Genomic DNA, 4,606 nt, shown 5'->3' with positions numbered 1-4,606 from the left:
GGCTCCGCCGCGCGGGCGCGACCGTCCGCGGCCGGGCCCGCGGTCCCCCACGGCGCCACCGCGTCAACCCCGCTCGGCCCGCGACGCGACCGCCCGCTCCACGATCGCGACCAGTTGCTCGTGATGCGCGCCCTTCCAGTACGCGCGCCCGCACTCACCGCACTGCGCGAACACGTCGTACGTCCGGTGCGTCCCGCCCTTCAACTGGTCGGCGACCTCGTCCTTGGTGGCCCGGCGCAGCAGCCCGTTGCAGGCGGTGCACCGGCTCCACGGCCGCAGTTCCGGCTGGAACCGGTCGAGTACGTAGGAGAGTTGCTCCTCGGGCCGGGTGCTGTAGACGAACGCCCCCGCCCACAGCTCCCGCCGCCGCAGCAGCCCACGGTCCCGGCTGAGCATCACCCGCCGCTCCGCCGCCGACCGCGCGGCCAGCGCCGGGTCACCGATGTCGGTCGACTCGTACGCCGTGTCCACGCCCAGCAGCCGCAGCCGGCGCGCCAGCGTGCCCAGGTGCACGTCGAGCAGGAACCGCAGCGGTGCGCCCGGCACCCGCTGCGGATGCGCGACGGTCCGTACGGTCACCGACTCGCCCGCGGTCGGCACGTGGCCGGCCGGCACCTCGCGGCCGTCCACGAGCAGCGCGCCCACCTCGGTCAGCGGCACTCCGAGGGACTCGACGACATGGCCGAGGCTGGAGACGCCGTCGGTGGCGGCCTTCGTGGCACCGGTGGGCCGCGCCCTGGGGACGAAGAGCAGCAGCTCGGGAGCGAACTCGACGTGGATCTCGGGACCGTTCACCCGCCCAAGGATGTCATGTCCGGTGTCCGCCGCTCCGGGATTTCGCGGTGGGCAGGCCGTGCTCGACCACGTCGAGGGCCCGGTCGACGAGGGCGGCGAGGTCGTCGGTGTGGCCGTGTTCGGCCCAGTACGCCGTGGCCTCCAGCAGGCCGCCGAGCAGGGACGTCGTGGCGACCCGCACCTCCAGGCCGTCCGGGTCGAGCCCGGTGCGCGCGGCGATCGCGTCGGCGAGGAGCCGTCCGGTGGCCGACAGGCTCTCCCGCGTCCGGGAGTGCACCGCCGGGACCTCGGCCAGCAGCCGGGCCCGCACCAGCGTCACCTCGGGCTGTTCGGCCATCGCGCGGCGCACGGCCCCGCACAGCACGTGCCGGACGGAGACGGGCCAGGGCTCGCCGTCGGGCCGCTCGGCGAGTGCCGCGGCCATCGGCCGGTCGTACTCGTCCGTGAGGACGATGTCCTCCTTGGCCGGGAAGTAGCGGATGACGGTCGACGGCGACACCTCGGCGCGCTCGGCGATCCGCTCGATCGTCATGGCGTCGTAGCCCAGTTCCCCGATCAGTGCGAAGGCCGCGCCGCGGATCGCCTCACGGGTCTTGGTCTTCTTCCGTTCGCGCAGCCCGGGTCGGGGCGGGTCGGCGGGGGTGAGGGGGGAGGGTGCGGCCTTCATGACGGCCATTGTCGGCGATTGTCGGCCACCGCGGCCGGTACCGGTCCCGCGGCCGGTACCGGCCCCATGACCGGTGCCGGTCCCTACGCGTGCTGGTAGGCCACCAGGGAGATGCCGATGTAGTGGGCGATGAAGGCGGCCAGGGTGAGGGAGTGGAAGACCTCGTGGAAGCCGAACCAGCGCGGTGACGGGTTGGGCTTCTTGATGCCGTAGATCACCCCGCCCGCGCTGTAGAGCAGACCGCCCACGACGACCAGGACGAGTACGGCGATGCCGCCGGTGCGCATGAAGTCCGGGAGGAAGAAGACAGCCGCCCAGCCCATCGCGATGTAGCAGGGCGTGTAGAGCCAGCGGGGCGCGCCGACCCAGAAGACCCGGAAGACGATCCCGGCGGCCGCCGCCGCCCAGATGCCCCACAGCAGCCACCGCCCCTTGGAGTGCGGCAGCAGCAGGATGGTCAGCGGGGTGTAGGTGCCCGCGATGATCAGGAAGATGTTGGCGTGGTCGAGGCGGCGCAGCACTCCGTCCATGCGGGGGCTCCAGTTGCCCCGGTGGTAGAGCGCGCTCACGCCGAACAGCAGGCAGGCGGTCAGGGCGTAGACCCCGCAGGCCAGGCGGCCCCGGGCCGAGTCGGCGGAGGCGGTCAGGGCCAGCCCGGCGACCAGGGCGGCGGGGAACATGCCCAGGTGCAGCCAGCCGCGGAGCTTGGGTTTGACCGGATGCGGCAGGGAGGTCGCGACCGGACCCGGGCCGTCGGCCGCCGGGTTCTCGGGCGCGTCGGGGGCGAGCGCAGTCATGTCCGGCATCGTACCTACGGAACCGTAAGTTATGCCTCGCGGTGCCGAATTGGCCCGCGTCGAGTGGCCATCATCTCACGGCACCCCGTCACGTGGTCACGCAAAGAAACGGTCCGGTGAACCCAATGTGCACGCAAAGTGCCGCGAGAAACCGTGGCCATCGTCACGTTGCTCACCTGTGCGGCCCTCTGGACAGATGGGCGCTCTCGTCGGATGATCAAATGAGTGCGGTCGACACCGGATGAGCGCCCAAGCTCCAACCGTGAAGCATCCGGGTCGCAGCCCCCACGGGGCCTCCCAAACAAAAAACCCCTCATTTAGGAGCAATCGTGGCGCGCGACATCGCGGCTCCCAGCGTCCCCACCACTCACCAGGGACTGATTTCCTGGGTCAACGAGATCGCAGACCTGACGCAGCCGGACCGGGTGGTCTGGTGCGACGGCTCGGAGGCCGAGTACGAACGCCTGTGCGAGGAGCTCGTCGCCAAGGGCACCTTCCGCAAACTCGACCCGATCAAGCGCCCCAACTCCTACTACGCGGCCTCCGACCCCACCGACGTCGCCCGCGTCGAGGACCGGACCTTCATCTGCTCCGAGAAGGAGGAGGACGCCGGCCCGACCAACCACTGGAAGGCCCCCGCCGAGATGCGGGAGATCTTCCGGGGCGACAAGGGCGTCTTCCGCGGCTCGATGAGGGGCCGCACCATGTACGTCGTGCCCTTCTGCATGGGCCCGCTCGGCTCGCCGCTGTCCGCCATCGGCGTCGAGATCACCGACTCGGCGTACGTCGCCGTCTCCATGCGCACCATGACCCGGATGGGTCAGCCGGTCCTGGACGAGCTCGGCTCCGACGGCTTCTTCGTCAAGGCCGTGCACTCGGTCGGCGCCCCGCTGGAGCCCGGCCAGGAGGACGTCCCCTGGCCCTGCAACGGCACCAAGTACATCTCCCACTTCCCCGAGGACCGGGAGATCTGGTCCTACGGCTCCGGCTACGGCGGCAACGCCCTGCTCGGCAAGAAGTGCTACGCCCTGCGCATCGCCTCCGTCATGGCCCGCGACGAGGGCTGGCTGGCCGAGCACATGCTCATCCTGAAGCTCACCCCGCCCACCGGTGAGCCGAAGTACGTCGCCGCCGCCTTCCCGTCCGCCTGCGGCAAGACCAACCTCGCCATGCTGGAGCCCACGATCTCCGGCTGGACGGTCGAGACGATCGGCGACGACATCGCCTGGATGCGCTTCGGCGAGGACGGCCGCCTGTACGCCATCAACCCCGAGGCCGGCTTCTTCGGCGTCGCCCCCGGTACGGGTGAGCACACCAACGCCAACGCGATGAAGACCCTGTGGGGCAACTCGGTCTTCACCAACGTCGCCCTCACCGACGACGGCGACGTGTGGTGGGAGGGCATGACCGAGGAGACCCCCGCCCACCTCACCGACTGGAAGGGCAACGACTGGACCCCCGGGTCCGGTACGCCCGCCGCGCACCCCAACGCCCGCTTCACCACCCCCGCCGCGCAGTGCCCGATCATCGCGCCCGAGTGGGAGGACCCCAAGGGCGTGCCGATCTCCGCGATCCTCTTCGGCGGGCGCCGCGCCAGCGCCGTACCGCTGGTGACGGAGTCCTTCGACTGGAACCACGGCGTCTTCCTCGGCGCCAACGTGGCCAGCGAGAAGACCGCCGCCGCCGAGGGCAAGGTCGGCGAGCTGCGCCGCGACCCGTTCGCCATGCTGCCGTTCTGCGGCTACAACATGGGCGACTACATGGCCCACTGGATCGACGTGGCCAAGGACAAGGACCAGTCCAGGCTGCCGAAGATCTACTACGTCAACTGGTTCCGCAAGAACGACGACGGCAAGTTCGTCTGGCCCGGCTTCGGCGAGAACTCCCGCGTCCTGAAGTGGATCGTGGAGCGCCTGGACGGCCGCGCGGAGGGCGTCGAGACCCCGATCGGCGTGCTCCCGGCCAAGGCCGCCCTGGACACCGACGGGCTGGACCTCTCCGACGCCGACCTGGACTTCCTGCTCACCGTCGACAAGGACGTGTGGCGCGAGGAGGCCGCCCTGGTCCCCGACCACCTCAACACCTTCGGCGACCACACCCCCAAGGAACTGTGGGACCAGTACCACGCGCTGGTGAAGCGCCTGGGCTGACGCCCGCACAGACCCCGCGGCCGGTCGGGATGGGGATGCCCTGACCAGCGATCGTCACGCCACGACCGGCCGCGGAACACACCGGCGAGGCCCGTACAACGGCGTGCGGGCCATGGGGCCCGTCGTCTCCTCTCCGCCCGCCCCGGCGGTGAGGCCGACGACGGGCCCTCGCCCATGCCGGCTCGAGGCCGGCCGCG

General features: G+C 71.1%; 4 protein-coding genes. 1 reads left to right on the top strand and 3 read right to left on the bottom strand.

The window, feature by feature from the left end; translation table 11 throughout:
- Nucleotides 1–63 precede the first annotated feature (63 nt).
- From B7767_RS10110 to B7767_RS10100, 3 genes are all read right to left on the bottom strand, one after another.
- A complete protein-coding gene (locus B7767_RS10110; protein ID WP_085571895.1) occupies nt 64–795 on the bottom strand; it encodes a Mut7-C RNAse domain-containing protein in 732 nt (243 codons plus the stop codon).
- A gap of 13 nt (nt 796–808) precedes the next feature.
- Nucleotides 809–1,462 (bottom strand): TetR/AcrR family transcriptional regulator, encoded by a 654-nt coding sequence (locus tag B7767_RS10105; protein WP_085571897.1) that lies wholly within the window; start codon nt 1,460–1,462, stop codon nt 809–811.
- Between the two features lie 83 nt (nt 1,463–1,545).
- A complete protein-coding gene (locus B7767_RS10100) occupies nt 1,546–2,259 on the bottom strand; it encodes a hemolysin III family protein (RefSeq protein WP_085571896.1) in 714 nt (237 codons plus the stop codon).
- Nucleotides 2,260–2,588: 329 nt separating this feature from the next.
- Between B7767_RS10100 and B7767_RS10095 the strand changes: the two genes are divergently transcribed.
- Nucleotides 2,589–4,409, top strand: coding sequence for a phosphoenolpyruvate carboxykinase (GTP) (locus tag B7767_RS10095; RefSeq protein ID WP_085571894.1), 1,821 nt, complete (start codon nt 2,589–2,591; stop codon nt 4,407–4,409).
- Nucleotides 4,410–4,606 lie beyond the last annotated feature (197 nt).

Origin of the sequence: Streptomyces sp. 13-12-16, assembly GCF_002114215.1 — a bacterium.
Taxonomy (GTDB): Bacteria; Actinomycetota; Actinomycetes; order Streptomycetales; family Streptomycetaceae; genus Streptomyces.
This window is presented reverse-complemented; position numbering and strand designations above follow the sequence as displayed.

What these genes read in the sequence shown, in the direction of transcription:
- B7767_RS10100 (WP_085571896.1), bottom strand. Translation starts at nt 2,259, where the DNA reads ATGACTGCGCTCGCCCCCGACGCGCCCGAGAACCCGGCGGCCGACGGC.
- B7767_RS10105 (WP_085571897.1), bottom strand. Translation starts at nt 1,462, where the DNA reads ATGAAGGCCGCACCCTCCCCCCTCACCCCCGCCGACCCGCCCCGACCC.